Origin of the sequence: Planctomonas deserti (assembly GCF_003067705.1) — a bacterium.
Classification (GTDB): domain Bacteria; phylum Actinomycetota; class Actinomycetes; order Actinomycetales; family Microbacteriaceae; genus Planctomonas; species Planctomonas deserti.
The window spans coordinates 209706-232793 of the sequence record NZ_QANL01000002.1; the positions used below are offsets into that span (position 1 = coordinate 209706).

General features: G+C 62.9%; 13 protein-coding genes and 1 tRNA gene. 11 read left to right on the plus strand and 3 right to left on the minus strand.

Annotated elements, in window-relative coordinates:
* Positions 1-6 precede the first annotated feature (6 nt).
* The 7 genes from gltX (at position 7) to DAI20_RS07370 (ending at position 7820) form a co-directional block, all read left to right on the plus strand.
* Entirely contained in the window at positions 7-1530 is a 1524-nt protein-coding gene (gltX, locus tag DAI20_RS07340; RefSeq protein WP_108249943.1) for a glutamate--tRNA ligase, read from the plus strand.
* A 115-nt stretch (positions 1531-1645) separates the two neighbouring features.
* On the plus strand, positions 1646-2620 hold the full coding sequence (locus DAI20_RS07345) for an NAD(P)/FAD-dependent oxidoreductase (RefSeq protein WP_108249944.1): 975 nt from the start codon (positions 1646-1648) through the stop codon (positions 2618-2620).
* A 315-nt stretch (positions 2621-2935) separates the two neighbouring features.
* A tRNA-Gln gene (locus DAI20_RS07350) sits at positions 2936-3007 on the plus strand.
* Positions 3008-3140: 133 nt separating this feature from the next.
* Positions 3141-3398, plus strand: a complete 258-nt coding sequence (locus DAI20_RS07355) for a helix-turn-helix transcriptional regulator (protein WP_240605963.1) — start codon at positions 3141-3143, stop codon at positions 3396-3398.
* Positions 3399-3420: 22 nt separating this feature from the next.
* Positions 3421-4554, plus strand: coding sequence for a tyrosine-type recombinase/integrase (locus DAI20_RS07360; RefSeq protein WP_240605964.1), 1134 nt, complete (start codon positions 3421-3423; stop codon positions 4552-4554).
* Positions 4555-6046: 1492 nt separating this feature from the next.
* Positions 6047-6682 carry a hypothetical protein gene (locus tag DAI20_RS07365; protein ID WP_108249945.1) on the plus strand — a complete coding sequence of 212 codons (636 nt, stop codon included), beginning with the start codon at positions 6047-6049 and terminating at the stop codon, positions 6680-6682.
* A complete protein-coding gene (locus DAI20_RS07370; protein ID WP_108249946.1) occupies positions 6672-7820 on the plus strand; it encodes a DUF262 domain-containing protein in 1149 nt (382 codons plus the stop codon). Before DAI20_RS07365 ends, DAI20_RS07370 begins: the two co-directional genes overlap by 11 nt.
* 443 nt (positions 7821-8263) lie before the next feature.
* Here the strand turns inward: DAI20_RS07370 and DAI20_RS07375 are convergent, their stop codons facing one another.
* Positions 8264-9073, minus strand: a complete 810-nt coding sequence (locus DAI20_RS07375; RefSeq protein WP_108249947.1) for an SMODS-associated NUDIX domain-containing protein — start codon at positions 9071-9073, stop codon at positions 8264-8266.
* A gap of 1315 nt (positions 9074-10388) precedes the next feature.
* Here DAI20_RS07375 and DAI20_RS19060 point away from each other — a divergent pair.
* On the plus strand, positions 10389-10514 hold the full coding sequence (locus DAI20_RS19060; protein WP_306766463.1) for a hypothetical protein: 126 nt from the start codon (positions 10389-10391) through the stop codon (positions 10512-10514).
* A 436-nt stretch (positions 10515-10950) separates the two neighbouring features.
* On the opposite strand, the gene DAI20_RS07385 is transcribed toward DAI20_RS19060, so the two are convergent.
* Entirely contained in the window at positions 10951-11220 is a 270-nt protein-coding gene (locus tag DAI20_RS07385) for a hypothetical protein (protein ID WP_159084955.1), read from the minus strand.
* A 624-nt stretch (positions 11221-11844) separates the two neighbouring features.
* Between DAI20_RS07385 and DAI20_RS07390 the strand changes: the two genes are divergently transcribed.
* The 3 genes from DAI20_RS07390 (at position 11845) to DAI20_RS07400 (ending at position 17355) form a co-directional block, all read left to right on the plus strand.
* A complete protein-coding gene (locus tag DAI20_RS07390) occupies positions 11845-14244 on the plus strand; it encodes a hypothetical protein (protein ID WP_159084956.1) in 2400 nt (799 codons plus the stop codon).
* A 1036-nt stretch (positions 14245-15280) separates the two neighbouring features.
* On the plus strand, positions 15281-16237 hold the full coding sequence (locus DAI20_RS07395; protein ID WP_108249951.1) for a hypothetical protein: 957 nt from the start codon (positions 15281-15283) through the stop codon (positions 16235-16237).
* Positions 16234-17355 (plus strand): alpha/beta hydrolase, encoded by a 1122-nt coding sequence (locus tag DAI20_RS07400; protein WP_108249952.1) that lies wholly within the window; start codon positions 16234-16236, stop codon positions 17353-17355. Before DAI20_RS07395 ends, DAI20_RS07400 begins: the two co-directional genes overlap by 4 nt.
* 108 nt (positions 17356-17463) lie before the next feature.
* Here the strand turns inward: DAI20_RS07400 and DAI20_RS18455 are convergent, their stop codons facing one another.
* On the minus strand, positions 17464-22494 hold the full coding sequence (locus DAI20_RS18455) for a P-loop NTPase family protein (protein WP_159084957.1): 5031 nt from the start codon (positions 22492-22494) through the stop codon (positions 17464-17466).
* Between the last annotated feature and the right edge of the window lie 594 nt (positions 22495-23088).

Genomic DNA, 23088 nt, shown 5'->3' on the forward strand with positions numbered 1-23088 from the left:
GCCAGTATGTCTTCCTCCTCCTCGCACCCCGTGTCCACCGCCACCGGCGCCGATGTCCGCGTGCGGTTCTGCCCGTCGCCGACCGGCACCCCGCACGTCGGCCTCATCCGCACCGCCCTGTTCAACTGGGCGTACGCGAGGCACACCGGCGGCAAGCTCATCTTCCGCGTCGAGGACACGGACGCGGCGCGCGACTCCGAGGAGAGCTACGAGCAGTTGCTCGACGGCCTGCGCTGGCTGCACCTCGACTGGGACGAGGGCGAGGGCGTCGGGGGACCGCACGCGCCGTACCGCCAGTCCCAGCGCTATGGCCTGTACTTCGAGATCATCGAGAAGCTGAAGGCGTCCGGCCACCTCTACGAGAGCTTCGCCACGGGCGAGGAGATCGAGGCCCGCAACGTGTCGCTCGGCCGCGACCCGAAGCTCGGCTACGACAACTTCGAGCGCGACCTCACCGAGGAGCAGCGCGAGGCGTACCGCGCCGAGGGCCGCCAGCCCGCGCTGCGCCTGCGCGTGTCCGACGAGGACCTCTCATTCACCGACCTCGTGCGCGGCGACATCACCTTCCCGGCCGGCTCGTTCAGCGACTTCGTCGTCGTGCGCCCGAACGGACACCCGCTCTACACGCTCGTGAACCCCGTTGACGACGCGCTCATGCGCGTCACGCACGTGCTGCGCGGCGAGGACCTTCTCTCCTCCACCCCGCGGCAGATTGCTCTGTACCACGCGCTCATCGACATCGGCGTCGCCGAGTGGGTGCCGCAGTTCGGCCACCTGCCCTACGTGATGGGGGAGGGCAACAAGAAGCTCTCCAAGCGCGACCCCGAGTCGAACCTGTTCCATCACCGCGACCGCGGCTTCATCCCCGAGGGGCTCATCAACTACCTGGCCCTGCTCGGCTGGTCGCTCGCGCACGACCGCGACGTGTTCTCCCTCGAGGAGATGGTCGAGGCCTTCGACGTCGTGAACGTGAACCCCAACCCGGCCCGCTTCGACCTGAAGAAGGCCGAGTCCATCAACGGCGACCACATCCGGCTGCTTCCGCTCGAGATCTTCACCGCGCGCCTCGTGCCGTACCTCGCCGCCGCTGGCATCGTGAGCGACCCGCCCACCGAGGAGCAGGCCGCGATCCTCGCCGAGGCCGCCCCGCTCGTGCAGGAGCGCATGGCGCTGCTCGGCGAGGCGCCGGACCTGCTCGGCTTCCTGTTCACCGACGCCGAGTCGCTCACCTACGACGACGACGCGGTCTCCTCGCTCAAGGCCGACGCGCCGCACGTGCTCGAGGCCGCGGACGCCGCACTCGAGGAGATCCCCGAGGCGGAGTGGGAGCACGACATGATCCAGGCGATGCTGCAGAACGCCCTCGTCATCGGGATGGGGCTGAAGCCCCGCGTCGCGTTCGGCCCGCTGCGCGTCGGCGTCTCCGGCCGCCGCATCTCGCCGCCGTTGTTCGAGTCCATGCAGATCCTCGGCAAGGCGGAGACCCTCACGCGACTGCGCGGCCTCGCCGGCCGCCTCGCCGATGCCTGAGGTCGTCATCGGCCCGCGTTCCGGTGCGGGCCGGGGTGAGCGCGGTGCGGGTGCGGGTGTTGCGAGTGCGGGTGCTGATGCTGGCGCTGCTGCCGGTGCCGACGTGGCGCCTGCCGTGACTGTTCCTGCCGGTGCAGGATCCGACGGTGGTGAGGGCCACTACGACGCCGTCGTGATCGGCGCGGGCCCCGGCGGCCTCTCCGTCGCCCTGAACCTCGTGCGTGCGCGTCGCCGCACGCTCGTGCTCGACAGCAACCGCCCCCGCAACGCGGCGACGCTTCACTCCCACGGCTTTCTGACCCGCGACGGCGTCTCGCCCCTCGAGCTCCGCAAGCTCGGCCAAGCTGAGATCGAGGCGTATCCGGAGGGCGAGTTCCAGCTCGCGCTCGCCAAAAGCATCACGCCCGCCGCCGACGGGTTCACCGTCGCCGCGACTGGCGTACGCGGCGCCCCGAACCGCACGGTGACCACGCGAACCGTCGTGATCGCCACGGGCGTCGTCGAGGTCATGCCCGAGCTGCCGTCCTTGCGCGCCTTCTACGGCACGACCGCGCACAGCTGCATGGAGTGCGACGGCTACGAGGCGCGCGACAAGCCGCTCGCCCTCATCGGGGAGACGGACGACCTCGCCGAGCGCGCCCTGCTGCTTGCCCAGTGGTCGCCGGACATCGTGGTCTTTCCCAACGGCGTCGGCACCGTCACGGACGCCGACGAGGCCCTGTTGGCCGAGCGGGGCATCCGCGTGGAGCGCCGCCGCGTCGCGGACGTCGAGGGCGACCGCACGGGCCTCACCGGCATCCGCCTCGAGGACGGCGAGGTCATCCCGCGCTCGGTCGCCTTCCTCCGCCCGATCTACCAGCCGTCCCTGGCCTTCGCCACGGACCTCGGCCTGGACACGAACGACGAGGGCTTCGTCACCACGGATGCCCACGGCCGCAGCTCCCTCCCGGGCGTCTACGCGGCGGGCGACTCCACCCAGCCGGGCCCGCAACAACTCATCATCGCGGCAGGCGCAGGCGCCCGAGTCGCAGCCACGGTCAACCGAGACCTCGCCCTCGCTGCGCCGGCTCCGTCGCTCAATCGCGCCTAGCTCGCCGCAGCCACCGGTTCCACCACGTTCCTGAGCTCGCCGAAGGGACGCAGGTGGTCACGCTCCTGGGCTCCACGGCGGGGACGTCGGCCACCACGGTCCCTGAGCGTGTCGAAGGGACGCAAGCCGATGCGCGGACCCATCGAACCCGCGCATCGGTCACGGTCCCTGAGCCTGTCAAAGGGACGCAACGGCACGTGTCACGCGAAGGAACGACGCCGCGAGGGACCGCCCCGGAACCCTCCCACCGCCCGTTTTGGTACCCCGGCCCATCGTGAGCTAAGCTTGCCGACGGCCCGGTTCCGGCTGGCGCCTTGGGGTATGGTGTAATTGGCAACACGGCTGATTCTGGTTCAGTTGTTCTTGGTTCGAGTCCAGGTACCCCAGCACTGTTAGGCGCGAGATTCCGCGGCGATATCACCCTTCGCCCACCCTCTCACTGGTGTCGTTTCCGGTCCGAATTACCATAAACGACACCAAAAACCCCCTGTCACGGACGTCCGACAGTCGGCTGCCCCGATTGACGCGGGCCGGCCAGGATGCCTTCTGGGTGCTCCCGGCGGCACGCGCGCACCTCATGGGTATGAACGAGATGACCCAGATCACCCCGACGTACCTCACCCAGCTCGAGGTCGCCGAACTCCTCCGAGTGCCCGAGCGGACGCTCGAAGACTGGCGGCTCACACACTCCGGGCCGCCGTACTCCAAGCTCGGCCGACACGTGCGCTACAACATTGACGACGTGATCGACTGGGTGCGGGAGCAACGACATGGCTAGGCCACAGCTCGAGCCCGGCACGATGGGCAAGATCAACGTGACGCTCCTCGCCGGCGGCCTGTACCGAGCCCGCGCGAACGCCCGCGACGACGGAGGGAATCTCCATCAACTGTCGGTAACGGCGGCCACCGAGGCGGATGCGCGCACGGCGCTTCGGAAGCGGGCCACAACGATCTCCACGGGCGCCGTCCCGGACCTCCTGCCGTCCAACACACTCGCCGATGCGATCGCCGCCTGGTTGCCGCAGATCCGCACCCGTGCGAAGTCCGGCAGCCTCTCGTACTCGACATACGAGTCGTACGAGGCGATCGCGCGCCTGCTGCTTGTGCCTCGATGCGGCGCAGTGAAGCTCGGGAACCTTACGGCCGGCCGCTGCGATCGAATCCTGCAACAACTCCTCGCCGACGAGTCCATCTCCAAGGCCAGACGAGCGCGCTCCGTGCTCAGCATGGTCTGCAGCCATGCGGTGCGAGACGGCGCCATGCCAAGCAACCCAGTGCGCGACGCTCAGCGGATGCCGACGGCGCCGAAGAAGGATTCGGCTCTCACGCCGAAGCAGATTGACGGCATCCGTGAACTCATGGAGCGATGGGATCGGCCCTACGGACCACGGCCCAACTACCGGGCGCTGATCGACGGCATGGACATCATGCTCGGCACCTCCATGCGCGTCGGCGAGTGCATCGGCCTGCGGCGCCGCGACGTCGATATGACGACCAGCCCACCCACGGTGATCGTGAACGGCACTATCGTGTCCAATCGCACCGAGGGCACATACCGAAAGGACTCACCGAAGCGGTCGCGCCAGCGACGAACTATTGCACTGCCCTCGATGGCTGCGGCCGCGGTGCGCAGGCGCCTAGCTCTGGCCGAGCCGCACGAAGACGCGTTTCTGTTCCCGACGGCCACCGGCCGCTCGTTGAGCGTGAGCAACACGAACGGCTACTGCGAACCTTCATCGGCGACGAGCGGCTGGCGCTCATTGCACTCGGCGTCCCCGTCGAGGAGTACACGACGCATCTCTACCGAAGGACGGCGGCAACTCTCGTGGAACGCGCTGCTGGCATCACCGTCGACTCACGGCTACTCGGGCACGCGAACGAGCAGATCACCCGGACCAGCTACGTCGTGTCGGCCGAGGTCGTCGACCCTGTGACGGCGCAGATCCTGGATGAGCTGCTGGGGTCGTGAATGTGAGACGCACGGAGTCGCGTGGGAGTGGTGCCGCGTCAACGCCACGGCGTTCATGGCGCCGCACGGATGCACAACTTCGGAGCGTAGGCATGGACTTCACGAGACCCCGGTCTCACTCGTGGCGGAGTGACGCTCGCCATCATCCGACGTCGGACTCCTGCCGCTGGTGTCTTGGCTCGGTTCACCGGAGCAGAGCCAGTTGCACCGGGCCTTCGCCTCAGGGCTGATCACACGTGCCCGCGACTTGAATTAAAGGTCGCTGTGCTACCGGGTTTCCTGTCCACCTGATCATGCCGAGTGCATGATGCCATGTGTGGACGAGGGGCTGGCCGCAGGTCGAAATCCTGTCAGCCATTCATTTGGGCCGTACGCGTTCTGGCGGCGCCAGCTCAGTGCATGGGCAACGACGGTCGGGATACTGGATTCAGGAATTGAAGAGTCCGCGCGCCATTAAGTCCAACTGTCTGGACCACGTCAGCTATCGGCCAGGATTTCTGCCACGTCGTGAAACGCGTCGCTGCGACGAGCGACGCGACGCGCTCGCTCGTCGCGGTCCTTCACGAACAGCGCCGGCGGCGACAGGTAGCAGCTGTGCACGAGGGTAAGACTGCGCTCTGTCTCGATGTTCGGGTGCCGACGAGAAGCCGGCGCCAAGCACGCTCGGCATCCCTGCCTTGAAGCAGGACGACCCGGAGCATCGGCGTGAGGTCCATGAGGCGCAGCACCGTCTGGACGCCTGCGTCGGATTCAGGGGCTTTCGGAGCGCGATTGATGTACCAGGGGTATGTATTCCGAAGCAGCGGATCTGCGGCGGACAGGCCGACTGCGTGGAGCAGGCCAGCTTGCAGCTCCGCTGACTCGTCATCGTTCTCGACGCAGATGAAGCCGCTACCCACCTCGTCCTGTGTAGCTGGCCCAGGGTCGCGGAGAATGCTGAGTGCACATGCTCCAGTGCGACCAAGTGGGGCGCGACGTATGGCACGAACCCGAGGTCGATTTCTCGCAAATCGTCGACGTAGCGGGCCATTAGCGCGATGTGCGGTGCGTAGCGGTCTGCCCGCTGTTGTTGGGGGCATGCCATCTGCAGTGTACAAAGGCGATCGGTTAGGACCGGCAATGGGCCGTCCCGGCCATCTGACGCGCTCCACACTCCCCGTAGCTTTGACACCGCAGTTCCGGCCGTGCCCGTGCCCGTGCTCGTGTCCCTTTTCCTCCGCATCGGCTCCAAAAGTTCTTGGCTGCTGGGCATCGCTTCAGTACGTTATACCTACTCGATTGGAGGACGCGATACGGTCGCGGACCGAGTAGATGGTGAAACAGCAACCCCTCCGATTCCAGGAATCACGCGCGTCGGTCGGGTGGGGCGCGCATGTTACGCAGAACTAGCGCACTGCCTCCGTGACAGGAGACAGTGGCATCGGCACGCTAGTCTGTGCCGAGGTAGGGAGGGCATTTTGACCGACTGGTCACCGATCACCGTCCAGGGCTTCGACGCCCTGGCCGCTGCGCACAGCCCGCACGATGGAGTGTCCCTCGGGGTACTTGACCGGCTCCCCTTCAAGTTTGAGTCCAAGACGCAGTACCTCCTTTGGCGCGACTCGATTGCGGAGGGGTTCGGACTTGACGGTAAGGACATCGCCCTTGTGGGCAGTGCTGCGACAGGGCGGAGCCTTAGCGCGGACAAACAATACGCAATGTTTCACTCGAAGTCGGATGTTGACGTTGCGGTGATATCCACACATCACTTCGACGTCTCGTGGAGATGGTTCCGGAGAACAAACCCAAACTTCCTGACTGGTCTGGACGGAAAAATGCGCGAACGGTTCGACGCTCATCGAGCCCACTACGTTTTCGAGGGCGTCATCGCTACCGACTACTTCCTCAGCTACCTCCCGTTCGGAGACGAGTGGCAGTCTGCGATGCAGCGGACACAGACGTTGCTGCCTAGTGGGCTTCAGGGGCGGCTGATGAAGGTTCGCATTTATCGAGATTACGCCGCCCTACGTCAGACACAAATTGCGGCGATGAGTGCATACAAGATTTACTTGACAAACAATCCGGAGAATAAGGCGGCCCAAGATGGCGAATAGCAGTAATTTTCTCAACACTAGCCACCAAACCCTGGCTTGGTTCGCCGAGCAGAACGACGCCGGCACACTCGACCTACGTCCTGGATTCCAACGCAGACCTGTGTGGGTGAACGAGGAGAAAGCGTTCCTTATCGACTCGGTGCTTCGGGGGTACCCGGTTCCCGAGGTGTACGTGCAGTCAATCGATGATGGATTGCGGCAGGTCGTCGCCGTAGTGGACGGCCAGCAGAGATTGCGCGCCTGCCTCGAATTCATGGCCGACGCATTTGCGGTTACCTTCGACACTAATAAGCTAGCGCCGCTACACTCACTGGCGGACACCCCTTGGTTTTCCAAGAAATTCAGCCAACTTACCGAGACTGAACGTCTCAGGATCCGAAAATACAAATTGATTGTGCGAGACTTGGAGGACGCAGAAGACAAGCAGGTTCGCCACCTCTTCCATCGGTTGAACCAATCGAACGTGGCGCTCAATGCACAGGAATTGCGGTATTCCATTTACCAAGGCGGCTTACTTGCAGCAGTTGAAAGTCTTGTTAAGCACAAGGCGTGGGATCACATTCGGATGTTCACCAAGCTGCAGCAGCGGCGTATGCTCGACAGCGAGTATGTCTCAGAGCTGGTAATCGGACACTTGCACTTCCCGCAGAACAAGAAGGACGACCTCGACGAATACTACCGGCGTTACGCGGCCGGACTCCCCGGCGCGGACGCTGTGCTCGAGGTCTTCAACCGGAGCCTGAACGCGCTCGTCGATGCCTTTCCTCTGCCGCATATGGATAGAACCCGCTGGTACCGCAAGTCCGACTTCTACACGTTGTTATTGATGATCACGCGCGGACAAATCCCACTCGTCGACGGGTCAATTGCCCACATCAAGTCGCGTCTGGTCGAGTTCTCGGATCTCGTCTCCGCGCCCCCTCGTGACGGCGAGCCGTTAGCTGTTTCCACGTATCGTGAATCGGTCGAGCGAGCGGCTACCGATCGCGGACGACGGATGCGTCGTGAGGAAGCGCTTCTAGCGTTCCTCAACGACGCGGATTTGTCAGAGGCGTCTACGGTTCCGTTGCCCGTAGACGATGAAGAAGACACCGACTCGCTCCTCGAGCAGGAGTACGAAGATGTCCCTCTGAGTTGAGCCGTGGACGGCGACGAACTGCTTCCGGTTGAAGGAGCCTCCGGAGACCGTTCTGAGACGGCGCCCTTCGGTAACGCGCTAGTCCGAGTCAACGATGTCGATAGATGAACGCCCGGCGATTGCGTGCAGAAGGCAATCTAGGAAATGGCCTGCAGTGCGACGTCCAAGACGATACACTCACGCAAGAAGCGCTGCCTTATGAGCAACTACACTGCCGACTTCCTCGCATCAAACTTTCGATGCTTGCAGGGGTGCTGATGGTTCCGTGAGCAAAAGAGCCGCGGTCACGACTTTGTCATGTGCTCAGCGAGCACTACGTCTTCGTCCAGGGATCTCACTGATGCGAGTGGGCTGGGGAACGAGCTAAATCTCGTATCACTCAAGTTGACGCGCCCGATGAGGAGGTAGCGCGGTGCTCGGAGCGTCGTAGCAGTCGCGCGGCGTTAGATCGAGGCGTCAATGGTCCACACGGCCGTCTCGGCAATCCTAGTCGTTTGACTGCTTGCGCCGTCCGCAGCTCCGAGTCGACGTATCTGATTCTCGGAAACCCACAAGAATCGGGGGTCGCGCACAGTCTTCAAATGCCGTAGTTCGGCATGCTGAGCGGGCGTCGGGATCAGCTCGAATATGTCGGCAATCAGTAATTCCTGACTGCTAGCCCAGGGGCTGTATCTCATCGGATGGTAGAGACGCGTGATTCGGTCGTACTTAATGAAGCCGAAGGTTTCGTGCGACAGGATCCCTGTAGCGATAAGTTCCTCGTAGAATTCGCGCCATCCATCCGTTTCGCGTCCGCGGCCACTCTCGAACCATCGTATGAACGCGAATAAATGTTTGCCGGGAACGCGCACCCGCAAATCATGTTCACTGACCTCATCTGGGACCAGCAAATCGTCGTTTAGGACCCGCATCTCGTTGAGTGTGCCGTAAGAGGATGGGTGCGCCTTATAGACACCCCCGGCTGGCTGATAATGGTCGAACCGATGGCCCTTTACGAGCAGATAGTCCCCGTCGATGTGTATGCGATATAGATAGGACGCGGAGATTCGTACACGGCTTCGCCAAGACTTTAAAGAGTACCAGGCGATCTTGAGATAGCGGTGATGGATTATCAACGTGTCGAGCAAAGGTATGAAGAAGCCGATAACCAGGCCGCTAGAGATTGCAAATAACCATCCCTCGGCTGGATCCGACCGCAACATCACCAACGATGCGATAACCAAGCCAGCGGAATAGATTACCAGACGGGCCACAGTGAGACTCCTTGAACGTGGTTTCCTAGGGTTCGTTGCCGCGTCGAGGTTCGGGATCGATAAGATTCGCCCCACGGGCCGGCCCTGACCTCGCCAAGAGCTAACCTTCTCACTTACTCCGACGTCGACCGACCCTTGAGGGGAGCCGTTACGAGTGCGCATAGCCTACCGTGCCTCTAGTTGGGAGCGCGGGACGCTCGCGGTGAAGTCAACTTGGTCCCGGTTCAAGAAAACGAGGGTTAGGTCGGAACGGGGAGGCCGAAACTGCGAGACGCGTTTGCCGTGTTCGACCTGTAACCAGGCGCGAGTGTAAGACCACTGCGTGGCTCGGCATCTTCTGAACGCTGATCTGCGTTACGGCATGCGAAGGTGCATGAAGGTGTTCGGTTCGTGAGTCTCGAGATGGTGGGGTCTCAGTCATCGCCGGGGATACGCGCTTCGGGGATTCATTCGAGTCGATTCATCCTGCGCCACCCGCCTTGCTCGAGGATAGCCAGCAGCTGGCTACCACCGCCCGGTCTACGCCCCGAGCGTCCAGTAGCGTGCGTCGTGTCAGCTGGCCGAGGCAGAGAGAGATCGCGATGCGGTGGCACAACGGTATGACCGTCGACGGCCGGTGCGATGTCGGGACCATTCAGCTGCGCTCGACGGCGTGGAGCTTGGGGCTCGAACCGCGGCTTCGCCAGCGGCTCAAGGCATCGCGGTTCGGTGCCGCAGTTCCGGCGGGCGCGACGAGAGGAGACGAGATGAGACGAGACGCGCTTTGAATGCGGCTGTCCCGGGTACTCCTCTGCCTCCGGCTGAGATGCTGCATTCACCGGCGTTGCGTGCATGCGACTTCGGTGAGGAGTTACGGCCGACAAGGAACCACTGTGCAGGTGTGGATCTCAAAGTGGCTGCGTGGCGGAAACGGTCAGTCTCGCGAGTAGCGTGACGACCGTGCCTGACGAGATTGTCGGTGAGCTGGGGAAGATCACCGTGCTGGCCGGAGTGATCGAAGGAATTTCTATGGTGTCGCGAGCTCGCTCGGCCATGAGGTCCACGGTGTCTCAGACCCGGAAAAGCGCGGAGTGTCTCAGGTGCGCACAGCACTGAAACGGCCCGGCCTCGCTCGTGCGTTTTCAGACGCTGCAGGGGTTGAAGACCCGCGTCGCTGGGACGATGGCTCCCTGACGCCAAAGACTCCCTGGAAGCGAGGAACGCCATGATCCACGCGCGGATGATTTACGTCTGGGAGGGAAACGAGCGCAAACAGTAAGCACGGTCTTCTCGAGATGGACTCAAGTCGCCGCGTCCGATCTCCGAGATTGCCGATGTGCGCGCGAAGCTGGAGTGCGTGGTGGAAGAAGATGACGCGCTGCGCCTCATTGCGATCGTTCATGAAGTAGGAGACGGGCGTCGAGCGGAAGCCCAGCTGTTGCACGAGCAAGGCGGCTACTGATGTGTACTCCGAGTTCGCGAGCCGCCTCTGATTGTCACTCGCGTCCGCAGGCCGGTCGAAGAAAGCCGTCTACCGCCGTGTCGGCGTCACTCCCCGTGGAGTTTGTATTCGCCTGCCCAGAGGATCACCGGCCCCTGCCAGTAGAACCGGGAGAGCCCGCGGAGGTTGGTGCCGATGAGTGTTTGTGGGCTGGTGGCTATCTGGAGGACCTTGAAGTCAGCTAGCTGGCCGGTCCGCCCTTACGGTGGGGGTGAATCGCGCTGCTTTTCCTTCCTCGACGACCGAATGTCATTATCGGAGTTGTTTGTTGGTCGTTTGGCCCATGGCCGTAGAGCATGTGGGAATGAGAACCGTCGCGCGACAGCGCGAGCCCTAATCTTGCGAACAGCCACGGTCCGGCTCCACGCAGGTGGCGGCCGTCGCATCGCCGATCCTGCTATAGCTCGATCACGATGAGCCGCTCCGCGTTGACGAAGACGGGCTTCCCGTCGAGCGTCTCTTTGCCCCACGATCTGTACGGCCCGATATGCGCACCGCTCGTGCTGATCAGACCATCGATTCTCTCTATCCCGACCCAAACGGAAATCTGGTCTGAATGGATGTAGCCGAGCGGCGGCTCGCCCCGCTTGGCAGCGGGGTCTACGCCGGCCTCCCGTAGCTCTCCATCGGTCGCCGCCATTGGCGCAAGTGCCCTACTCGAAGTCATGCCGTGGAGTCTACGATCCGGCGAAGCGTCTTGTTCATGGCCCCTGGGGTTGGATTGGGCGGGGCATGACGCGTTCAGAAGCGTCACTTTCGCTCAGCGTGGGCTGCCACACCGGTGACGATGTGCCGAGCGGTGCGCGCGGGCCGGTCCATCAGCGGGCGAGTCCAGCGATGAACTAGCGAGTCGGCGCGATGTGGTGTGCGATCACCTGTCGCATGTTGGAAGTGGATCGCTCGGAGCTGTCCGCCGATACGCGACGAGTGCGATCCACCTCGTACTCCGTTCGCGCGAGGTCGTGGCCGATCTTCTTCGCGGTGAACTCGCCCGGGCGCGATGGAACGATCGCCGCCTATGTTCGCGGCAACACCGACCCGCGGACACTCGTCGCGGTGTCTGTTCCGCTCGCCGCCCTCGACGTCCGGGCCGGCGAGCGCTCGGCCGGTGCGAAACCGACGCCGAAGATCCACGTCACATCACCGACCCCAAGCACGGCCTTTATCAGAGATACGCGCTCTCAGTTGGGTGAGCGGACTCGACGGAGTTGACAACAGCCGCCTCGCGCTTTCAACTGGTCGACGGCGCGTTGTGAGTGCACAGGATCTACGACCAAGATTGAATCGAACCGTGACATCAACGAAAGTGTCGTTTGTTCCTGCGCACCTTGCCCTGCGGCCGCCGAGGGTCGCGATCCTCGTGCCGGACGACCACTTATGGCGTGAATGGACAATGCAGGCAGTTGCGACGGCGTCGGAGTACTGGGGCGGCGGCGGGTTCATCCTAGTGCCCTACGACCGCGAGTCGGGTGATCCTTCGGCTGTCTTCGCTGCGATTGTGCGGGCTTACGACCCAGACCATGTGGTGACCCTCGAAGTGAGCCTTCGACAGTTCGCGGAGTGGTACCCAGACGCGATCCAATTCTCGAACGTCAGCGACGAGGCGGAAAGGGAGGAGGCCGTCAGGAACATGCACGGGGAGGTGGGTGACCCCGCAGGTGTGAGGGCTCGGGCTACGGTCGCATCTTGGTGCTCGCCTTTGCGTTCGATTCCCCTGTCGCGCGAAGAAGAGTCACGGCAGATAGAAACTTTGACTGAGTTGGGGCGCCCGAATCGATCGGATCCGTACCCGCGGGGACTCGCCGCTGCGCCCATCCCTGCCCGTTCTTTGCGACTAGCGGCGTCGATCTCGTGGCGAACCGACATCGGCCTTCTCGCTGCGCTTCAGGTCGGAATTGCTCACGAGGAGTCGTGGGAAAGGCCTGAGCCGGGGGCCGAGACGCTCGAATGGGCGCTCGCTCAACAGGCAGATCCGCCCGCGTCGCTCATCTGGAACAACCTGGGCGAGAGACCAACGGAGACGGCCGGCTTGGAGTCCTGGTTTGTGGCTGACCAGGGACTTGTGAGGGTGTGGCGCGGTCATGCCCGAGACGGTGCAGCTGTAGTTGTCGGGGACACTGGCGCGGACTTCGCGCTTGCGCTCGCCTACGACAGACTTCTTGGGAGGGGTGTCTGGCTGACAACCGCCCTGCTCGACGACCAGGACTTTTTCGAGGCCCACATCATGTCGACCATGTGGCGGCTCACCTCGAAGCTGGAGCGGGCCGCGAGTCACTTAGTTGTTACCTCCACTTCTCTGAGCCCAGAAAGAATCTCGGAGGCGGCGGAGCGCTTGCAGGAGTCGAGATACGGGTTCCAACGAACCAGACCGCGCAACCGATCGGAAGCGCGAACGACCGTTCAGGTGCGGCAGGCGAATCTGGACCGTGGGAACTCGGAATACGTAATGCGCGAGCACCTCGGTACAACCATCGTGTTGCCGATGGAGGAACTGGAAGACGGTTCGCGCAACGCGCTAACCGGTCTCGAAAGTCCCGTCCCGAGTGAACTTCTTTACTCCGGTGATTCGGGGCAAGCTCCGTACTGGTACGTGGACGTGACACTCGAACGGGCGCACGCTCCACGTGCTCGCGACCTCCCAGCGGGCGCAGTGGTCATCGAGGATGGAATCTTCCCCGAGGTCAACCTCCGTTCGAGCAAAGATGGGTTTTCATACGACCCGTCCTCCATGGGCTTTGTCTCAAGCGGCACATTCCTCAAGGGGCGGTTAGGGAAGCCCCGACTGAGGTCGCTTTCAACCCGCGCATGGGTGACCAGCATGGCCGAGCCTGCGGGTCTAGGCGTGCGCCTATCTGCTCCCGGCCGGCAGGCCGAACTCGTGCGACAGCGGCTAGGATCCCGGGAAGCGCTACTTGACCTCGTGGCGGGCCCGACCAGAGCCATGCTTCGCGCCTTCATCGCTCGCGATGCGCCACCCCGCCGGCGCACGCCGGGCACAGTCGTTCTAGGCGTCGACCCGTACCTGTCGTTCGCTGCCATTGACGATCTTGTTCCGGGTTCTTCGGACGCAACAGTTGATATCATCGACAACCTCGCAAAGGCTCGGCTGCTCCGGCGGGGGCTCATCCTCGGCTGCCAAGAATGTGGACGCCCTTCCTTCGTGGACGCTGACCGCCTTGGCCAGCAGTTTGAATGCCCGCAGTGCGCGAGTCTCAATGCTCTGATCTCGGAACGCTGGCGCGAAGGCGCGGAGCCAACCTGGTACTACGACCTGTTCGCGACTTTCCGCGAGCTCCTCAAATCTAACGGCGACGTTCCGCTACTGGCAGCCGGTCATCTCAGGGCAAAAGCTCGAAAGTACTTGGACACACCGGAACTGGAATTCTTCGAGTTGGAGACAAACGAAGCCGTCGCAGAAATCGATGTGGTTGCGAGCGTCGACGGCGAGGTTGTCATTGTCGAGGCCAAGTCCAACGGCGCGTTCGCAGCGAGAAAACGTGGCGCCCAAACGCAGAAGTTGCTCCGAATCGCTGAGGTACTTCGCGCCGACCGGCTGATACTAGCTACGACCGCCGCGCATTGGAACTCGACGGACATCGAACATCTAAGCCGCGAAGCAGCCGCGCTGAACCCCTTTCCCCTCAAGACGGAGGTTCTCGAAGAATTGAGTGGCGAGCAGCGGTCCTCGTGAATATGGGGCGGTGTTTCTGGTACGCCTCACAGGCCGGCCCCCGCCGCTGTTGGTACCGCACGCGCCGCGAGAAGACGTCAATCCCCAGCCCACCAGCATCCTTCTCGACGCAATTCACATTTGACGCGGACTTATTAAGGCGTGCCGGTGATGCGGCTTTCAGCGGCTGCACCGTGCTCTCGGGATCGGTGGCATCGCACTAGGCCTGTTCCTCGATGTTGCCTCGGCTGTGCTCGTGATCCATCGCGCGCAGCCGTTGTCGGAGAGTCTGCCCCTAGCCGGCGTCGACGTGATGGGTGGGGACAAGGGCGCGGCGGTGCGCTACTAGCGTGCGGCGGCACAGCCCGTGGGGTGGGCGACCCGTCGAGGGTGCGGCTGCCCCGCTGGCGCCGGGAGCGGATGCAGGTGCCGGGCAGCAGTTGCATCAGCATCGACCCCGACGAAGGTCAGGCTCGATTCTCGGCCAGCACCGGCTCCCGAACGTCTGCAGACGCGACACCAACCGCTACCGCAATGCCGACTGCGCACGCGGCAAGCCTGCGGAGCACGGGAATGCCGATGTGCCAGTCGCTCACACGCGGCACGCCGGTGACCGATCAGTGGCTTCGGTGAACGGTCGCGGAGACCGGAGGTCGGCGAAGTGCGCCCTACTACCGGGGGCGTGGTTCGAACGGCTGGTTCCTCTCAGGACGCTCCCGGTAACGAAATTGCAGGACTGCCGTGCCGAGAATCGTGTGTTTCAGGATCGGAGTTGATCGTGAAATCGAACCACCGGCTGCTCGGGGCCGCGTCCGCGGCGACGGTGATTGCGGCGCCACTAACGCCCGGCGGGCTCGTTCCTGCATCAACGGCAGCGCCGAGGGTGGGCCCTCCGCCGGGAGAGGGAACCGTCGGGTGCGGGGGTGCTCGGTTAGGCCGACCTCGACTTCGGTGATACCGAGCTTGTGATGGAAGCTGAGGCCGAGAAGCTCTCGCAGATGCTCTCTCGTCTCGTGCTCCGTCCGCGCCACGGCCGCGACGAGGCGGTGTTCGGATAGTGCACATTCGGATCGAGACGGTCGCGTTTCTGGCGCTGCTGGTACTCACGTTGATGCGACTGCCCTCGGCAGTGCGGGAACCCTCCAGTCGACTGACCTGGTTCGCGACGATGGCCGGCCTAGGGGCCGTCTTCATGGTGGGCGTGGTTGTTCCTATCCCGGTCGTCGACGGGTCGCTCGGTGGCTCCAATGTCGTGAACCTCGTGCAAAATCTGCTGGCGACGACCGCGTTCTGGTTCGTCATGCAGGCTTCGCGCACTCTGGACGGGACGCGCTTCCACATGCGGAGCCTCTGGGAACTGCCCGCGATGCTCGTCTCCTTCACCATCCCCTTCTTCCTGATCCCCGACCGCGGCTCGACGTCCGGCGACTTCGTGAAGGAGCATGCCGCCCAACTGGGCATGTGGGCGTATGCGTCGATCTATATGGCGTGGGTGGTGGTCATCATGATCCGCATGCTTGCGGCCATCCATGCGCGTACACCCCGCCCCTACGTACTGATCCGCGTCGGAGCGTGGGCGATCATCGCCGCGAGCCTCGTCGAAATCATCTACCTCACGCTCCGCGTCGCGCGGCAGGGCCAGACTCCTGCCGTCGAGTTAGTCGGGAACCTGTTCACACTCCCGTTCTACGGGGGAGTGGTCCTCGTGTGTTCCGGCATCATCGCTTTCGCGGTCGCTCGGGTGATTCGGAGGCCGGTGCATGCCGCCCTCGGTCGACTCCTAAAACGCGCGAATGTCGGTCGCGGCATGACGCTCGCCGCCATCCCCGACGAGGATCCCGTGCATGAAGCGTACCGACTTGCCGTGCGCCTCACCGACATCGCGAACAGCCAACCGCTGACCGCAAGGGAGCGAGTGCTGCTGCGAGCAGCCGCGGAGGTGCTCGATCGGCAGATGAAGGCGCCCACCGTACTCAGAATGACGAGCGTCGAACCGAAGGAAGTTACCGCGTGATCCCCGCCGTCATCGTAGTCGCCGGGCTCACCCTCGTGTTCGGGCCTGCCGCTTGGTTCATCCGGAAGCTCGCTCGACGAGTGGTCGGAGTTGCCCCGCGTCGGAAAGTGGTAGTCGCACGCCGCGTCGGCGAGACGATCGAGTTGCCTCGAAGCACCCTCACGATGGCGCCTGGCACCTACGGGCTCTGGTTCGGACCGAACTTCGAGCACCACGCCCTCGTCGGCGCCGTCGAGAATTCGGACGAGCAACGCGTGGTCCGCTGTCTCGTGAAAACGACGGCCGCGGTTCCGACAAAGCCATTCAAGGCGCAGTGGACCGGACACGTCATGCACAGCCCGTCAGAGATCGACCCGAAGTGGGAAAACATCACGATCCCACTCCGCGACGGCACAGCTGCGCCGGCATGGCTCTTCCGCGGGTTCCAACCGGACGCGCCGTGGGTCATTCACGTTCAAGGGATCCGTACGTCCCGTCTAGTGGCTCTTCGCTCGGTCGAGGCGGTTGAGCGCGCCGGACTTACGTCCCTCGTAATCACCTACCGTGGCGCCGGCGATGGGCCTGTCGCCGCTGTCTCCTACCTCGGCCAGCGAGAGTGGAGCGACTTGGCCGACGCAATCGGATTCGCCCGATCCTGCGGCGCGCCTGAGGTATACGTTGTGGCCTGGTCGATGGGCGCAGGAGTCGCGCTCGAGTTGCTGCGCCGCGAGCCCGGAGCCTTCGAGCGACTCGTTCTCATAGCCCCAGCGACCAACTGGAGCCGAATCGTCCGACACGGTATAGAGCGAGCGGGATTACCGAGCCTCCTGGGCCCGATCGTTACCTGGGCCGTGCAATCCCAGATCGGCAGGAGGATCATCGGGATGCGGACCCCACTCGACTTCCGTCGCCTTGATTGGAGCAAGAGTTACAACTTCCGCGTACCGACTCTCGTCCTGCACTCTCGAGGCGACGACGAGATACCTTTCGAGCTCACGAAGGAGTTCGCGGCCGCGCATCCGAACATGACTCTCCTCGAAACGGCGAGCGCGCCGCACGGATGGGAAGCGAACGTCGATCCAGAGCGGTTTCAGTCCGCGCTAACGTCGTTCCTGTCAGCTTCGAGCTCTACTCCGTAGGGCGGTCAGCCGCGTGCCCAGCGACGGCTCCGTGAACCTCACGGCCAGGAAGGAGCCACGAGAACTGCCGGGGGTGAGGCTCGGGGACATGAGGTCGCTGGGGGAGCGCTATTCGTCGAGTTGCTGAAGGCGAACGCCTGCACGGTCTCCGGCTGCAGCAAGCCCATCGAGAATTCGATGATACGTTACCTTCGCTGCTCCAAGGATCACTCCGGCGGAGCGCATCTCGCTGAGCCAGTCTTCCAGGTAATAGAGGTGGTTCGCAATGAGATCGTAGCGCTCGTCGATAATGGTTTCAATCCACTCCAACGCCGTCGTCGTTTGCCAGTTTATCGGAGCGCTTTTGCTAAACTTGATAACCGCGTCAACGGCCTGCGGCTGTTGTCGGGCGAGTTGAAGCCAGCTCCCGGCGAGAGCGCCAAGGTGCTCGGGCTGAATCCAATCTCTGCGCGCGCGCTTGAGTGTACTATCGATGTCGGTATCCCAGGAATGTAGCGTGGGAGTCGGCATAAGTGCGGCGACCATATAGTCGAACCAATGGCGTTCAGCCCGGAGATCTCTTCCATCGCCAACGGCTACCAGCGCAGCCTCTAGAGCCCATGGCCAGAATCCAGACATCGAAGACCGACACTGATCATCGTACGTGAATACAGTTGCGAAGCTCGCGAACAGAAGATGTAAAGCCCCCGAATTCGTGGCCAGTCGCTCGATAGACGTTCTCACTAAATCTCGGTCCGCCGTGAGGGCAACCTCGATCATCCGCCTGGCGACTGGTTCGTGCTTGACCAGTTCTTGGTGGTCGTAGCCCTCCTCCCACCAATGCTTTAGCCCGCGAGTGTAGGCATCCCAAAGCGGAGCCCAGAGGACTTCCACCTCGTCTCGTAGGCAGAGTGTCGGCCTCGCGTCGACCATGCAACTCAGTGGCATGCGTAGCCGGTTAACAAGTAGCGACTCGTCGGGGATGGCAGGTAAAGCATTCTCGTAGGGTGGCAAAAGCGGATCCGGATCGCTGCTCCCAGTCACGTCGTCCAGCGGCCCCAGTCGGCAATCATGAAGCCCTGCCACTGCGGCTGACCAGGCCGCAGAGTGTCGGCGGCAACTACCGTCGCTGTCCGTTGACGTACAATTCTCGCGCCAAAGAGGTGCGCAGCCCTTCACATAGATCGCGCGAACCTCGTCGAAGAAGCTGGTTGCAAGGGCTCGTAGGGCGTTTTCAACGCGTCCCGGCTCCAGATCCAGGCCATCGAACGGGGCGAGGAGCATAAGGGGGACCGTCGCCGCTGCCGCGCGATCAGCGCCCATCGGGAATGTCGACTCCGGGTGGCTCATTTCGTCGATTCGAGGGCTCTCGGCGGCGCGCAAGACGGCTTCGGCAGCCCAGCCGAGATCGGATTGACTAACTATTGCAAGCCCAAAGGCGTGAGAGTGCAATGCGGCGGCGGCAACAGAGACGAGCGCATCCTCGGGCCAGAGGACGTCTTCAAGAGCGGATGAGTCCGCCTCAATCGCACGTGCAGTTGTTAAATCGTTGGCCAAGTTGTCGACAGGCCAGCCATCGGGATAATCGTTGAAGGGCCCATACCGGTTCTGAAGGCCATAAAGCAGATTGGTTGTCTGAAGTTCCGCGTTACGCGGAGCCAAGCGTTGCTCGAGTGGTTCCGGTCTTTCGAAGTAAATCACCGGTCGGTCGCCGACGGAACTGGTTCGGTAGTTCTCGATGCGGAACTCCGCAGCCCAACTTTCCGCCACGGCCAGGTAGTCAGAGTCGGTGTCGCTCGAGGTGTCGCGAGCGGATGCGACTAGTCTGTCGCCGAGTAATTCGAGTTCTTCGATGCGCTCGTTATCACCGGTGAGTCGGGCGCTGGCCACCATCTCTCCGACGATTTCATGAAATGTATAGCGTCGTCGGTCGGAACCGGACAACTTGTCAGCATCGGGGTCCCGTACTCGAAACCCATAATCACCGGTGACACGCGCACTCTCTAAGCGCCACACTGCCGGAGAGACTAAGAATCCGTCTAATAGGCGGTCTGCCGCTTCCGGGTGACGGATCAGGAAGCCAACAACCAAGCCCGGGACCGCCAAGTTGTAGCAGTCCGTGAGCAGGAGCTCCACGATTCTCTGCGCGGGAACATCGAACTGCTCAAGCAGAACGTCACTGAATCGCTCGAGCGCGAGAAGCGCGCTCATGCAGGCGTAAGGGCCGACGCTGGTGCCGCGATACCAGGCCCAGACGTGGCTGTCCCCAACGAACCGTCGCTCGCCGACGCCTGGGATGTTGAGAAGGACTGCCTCAGTATCTCCTGAGGCGGCGGCACTGTCCCGATACGAGGACGATTTGGCGACGCGGAACCTCGCCGCATGGTCGAGCATCCGATTGATGAAGCCAATCGTCTCGAAGGGCCGGCTGCTGTTGAGCAGGCTGAAGAATGGCCCGTAGTGCCACGCCGCCGCGGGGGAATCCACCCCGATCCCGTGATTGAGGACCCGGATTCCGTCGTCGAGTTCGCGACGCCCTCTCCGGCGGTCGCGAGGGTTCGGCAACTCGATGTAGTACGCCTCGGCAAGATGTAGCAGCAGATCAGGGCGTGCCTTCGACATGCTGTGTGACACGGTGAATGACTCAACGGCGGGATGCAGGCTACCGGGTCGATCTCTTGCCACGGCACGGAGCCATGCGTCGGATCGATCGTCGAGATCTGGACCGAGCGTTGCGAGCGCCTCGATCGAGAAAGCGTCATAGCGCGGTGGATCCTCCGCTAAGATCGCGTCACGAACGGCTTGGCGGAGCCCGTCGGGCTGGAGGCAAGAGAGCGCCAACCCACGTAGCCACGCGAGAACCAAGTTGTCGATGGATCTTCGAATTTTGTCACGTGCAAAGTGCCCGGTCCGTTCAACGGTGAAGCGTTCACAAAACGCCACCCGGACTATTGGCGCCAGCGCGAAAGGATCTCCCACTGTGCCGTCGACGTAGCGCCCCTCAGCGAGTCGGAGAAGAGTTGCCAGCGCAGCGCCGTCACCCTTGGTCAAGGTATCCCAGAGTTCACGAATGGCCGCGTCCGCATTGCCGAGGGTCAGAAGCGCTTCGAATGGAACTTCTGACCATCGCACTCCGTTGGCATCGGAAATCAGTGAGAACTGCGTACTCAGCGTGCTCCAGGCGCTTATGGTGTCACTTGTTAGCAGCGCTGCTTGACACCCGAGACGCGTCGCGCGTATGGCCCAGCGTGGCGCGCCAGCCGTCGCCAATATCTCCCAGCCCTCGCGGATGAGAAGTCGGCACAGTGCGAAATCGCGGAACAGGTCGGTCGAGAACTCGTCGCCCGGGGTCAGAGCGGGATTATTTGGTGACCGTGTGACCCCAACCGATCGCAACTCCGCGGCAGCACTTCCGGGAACGAAATCTGCAGGTAGGCCGAGACTGCGCTTCGCGACAGACAAAGCTGCCTGTTCGCGGTCGTCCGGTGAAGCAGTTCCACTCGTACGATCCTCATCTTTGCGGATCAGACTGCGCCACACCGTACTGAACACGTCGGCTTCGCAGAGGAGGGCGGCGGGGTCGAGTTCTTCGCCCGCACGTAGAAGGGCGTCGACGAGGCCCGGGCGACCGAGTAACCAGCTCGTGCGTCCGTCGCTGCCGAGGCGCGCGAGCGGCATAAATGTCGCGGCGAGTTGATTGCGTTCGCCCTGGGTCAGTGGACCAAGCATCAACTCAGCGGGCGGAGTGCTAGTTCCGACCAGTTCGCGTGATCTCCTGAGGACGTCTGCGGTCCGCCTGGATCCGTCGGTACGAGTGACAGCTACGACTCCAGAGCCGGCTTTCAAAGCCGCCGTGGACAGTGCCTCCAACATGGCCGCTTTGCCTTCAAGGACCGCCTCAGCGCCGTCGATCACGATGAGCTTGATTGCTCGCGCTTCGCCGGCAGCTAGTACGTCATCAAGCGAAAAACCCTCGAGCGAGACCTCGAAGTCTGCCACGCTCTGGGGTAAGTCGCGCAAGCTGAGTGTGGTCACTGCGGCGCCCGCGCGGCGAAGCGCCTCCGCAACTCGGAGAGAGAGCGCAGTCTTGCCGATATCGGGATCACCAGTGATGACCAGTGAACCTCCCGAGCTGCCGACCGACCGCATCGCCGTCTCGACGCGCACGCGCTCGGACAGCCGCTCAAGTTCCAAGGTTCGAGATCCAACCCGTAATGCGGGGCTGATCGAGTCACGAAGTCGCGATCCCAGACGGTCGATTGCGAGCCAGGCACTTGCGAACCTCGGAGACCTTGCCAACGCGTAATCGCTCAAGCTGCGTCGGATAACCGGCTGAGTCAGCACCGCCGCTTGTGAAGCCCAAGTCCCCACGAGTTCCTCGATGCGCGAGAAAAGTGCGTCCGCCGTGGCTGGTGTGCCGTCGAGAAGAACACGTTGCAGCGCATTCACTGCCACAGTGCGGTCGGTGCGGTCAGTTCTCTCTAGGTGAAGTGAGCGAACGCTGAGGTTGGACAGGAGTCGCCACGAGAGTTCGGGGATGGTTACACCGGTCGCCGACTCAAGGTCGTCTGCAGCTCGCTCAACTAGACCCTCGATGTGCCCGTATCGGCCGCGAATATCGGCATTCGTGCGTCCTGGTTGCGCTAGTCGGCCTTGAAACTCCGCTGCGCTCGAAACTGAGCGGGCAAGCTCGGCGAGTTCTGCGATCTGGGTGACCGCCTTCGCGTTGGTGGATACCGCGAGTACAAGCCTCCAACGTCCCGCATCGACCGCAGTCCTATGGTCGAGGATCAGACTCAGGAAGTCTCGGAACAGTGGGACAGTGGCTGAATCACTTCTCGTGAGCGAGGGGCTTCTGCGCACAGCGATAGACGCTCGGTGAAGTTCGCCGTGAGCATCTCGACCTTCTAAGAGGATGTCGTCGACGTTGCTCGTGTCACTGGCTTGTAGGCGGATGGAGTCGAGTGAGTACGAGTCCCCTAATTCGGTTATGGCGTCGCCGGCGAGGAAGGCGGCAATCAAGCAGGCGGCGTATGCGTGCTCCAGTCGGACCCCACCGCCACCGGTCGAATAGGGACTGGACTGGGAGCTTTGCTCGGTATGTGGCATCTGCCTGCCTTCCTCCAACAATGCGCTGAATGCCGGATGAGACACCGCCATCCGCCACGATATCGCCTGCCCAGTATCCTCTGGGCTGCGAACCCAATGGCCGCGACGTTCTTGAGTGCGCCGTCCGCGGTAGTGGTAGGAACACCCCAACGAGCGGGCGACTTTCCTGTCCGACGATGGCGCGGCGCTAGATGCGAGCGGCATCAGCGCGGCGCACTCAGCTTACTGAGCGTCGCCCAAGAGTCTCGCGTGCTGTGGCCGTGGAGCGACAGTAACGACTCCGTCCAGCGACGCTGAACGATGGTTTGTCGCGTATGCACTGATCGATCGCTTCCACTCTGATTCAAGGAGTCAGGAGGCCTAGCGTCCTTCGACAGCCTCGGATCAACGGCTCGGCAACTCCCGTTGGGGCAGTTCAATGTTTAGGACGTGGGGAAGTTGGAGGTGACGCTTTCGGGTCGCAACGCTTGGGGCGCGTGCTCGGCCCTCAGAGTCACAGGGCCACGCAGGTCAACTCAGCATCAAGCTGATCCGAGAGTCGTGCTATAGGAGCAGGTCGACCGCGGGCTAGCCTGACCCGCGGCGGGGACGCGCGACGCATGAGCGAAAACGCCCACGGGCGGTCGCTGCCTACCGTCGAACGAA